Raw genomic sequence first — 540 nt, forward strand, 5'->3', positions numbered from 1 at the left:
CGCGAGTCAGCTGGGACATGCCGCGAGAGCCAGGACTGCTGATAAATGATGGATGGGGGCTTGGCCAGCTCCGCTGCCAGTTCTCTCAGTACTCTTGGGTGGATCCCATCCGGCCCCATCGATTTGTGCACATCCAAGTGCCGTAGCAGGTCACCAACCATTTCTTCGTGGATGGTGAGGGCCACATCCTGCTCCCCATCCCCTTCCACCAGTTCTGGGTACTGGGTATCCAGAGAGCAACCGGTTTTGCCGCTAAAGACTGAGGCGAAGAAGGCATTAAGCACCTCCGCCTTTTCCTCATCTCTTGTAACTAAGTTTCCCCCCGCATCCAGTAAAGGATGGAGATTCTCCTTAGTCCTCCTTTTCCTGTTAATCTATTCGTAAAAACCTCTTCTGTTATCTTTAACAGCAGTAGCCAGATTGAGCTCCAGATGAGCTTTGGCCTTCCTAATCTTGTCCCTGCACAGCCTCGCTACATCCTTATAGTCCTCCCTAGTGGCCTGCCCACTTTTCCAACGATTATAAACCCTCTTTTTCCTC

1 protein-coding gene is annotated in these 540 nt (G+C 51.9%); it reads right to left on the reverse strand.

Features of this window, described 5'->3' with window-relative positions; all coding sequences use genetic code 11:
• Window positions 1–284 (reverse strand): hypothetical protein (locus C5E41_RS34685; protein ID WP_219823320.1); only part of this gene is annotated, 284 nt, incomplete at its 3' end.
• Window positions 285–540 lie beyond the last annotated feature (256 nt).

The organism is Nocardia nova, from assembly GCF_002933465.1.
Classification (GTDB): domain Bacteria; phylum Actinomycetota; class Actinomycetes; order Mycobacteriales; family Mycobacteriaceae; genus Nocardia; species Nocardia nova_B.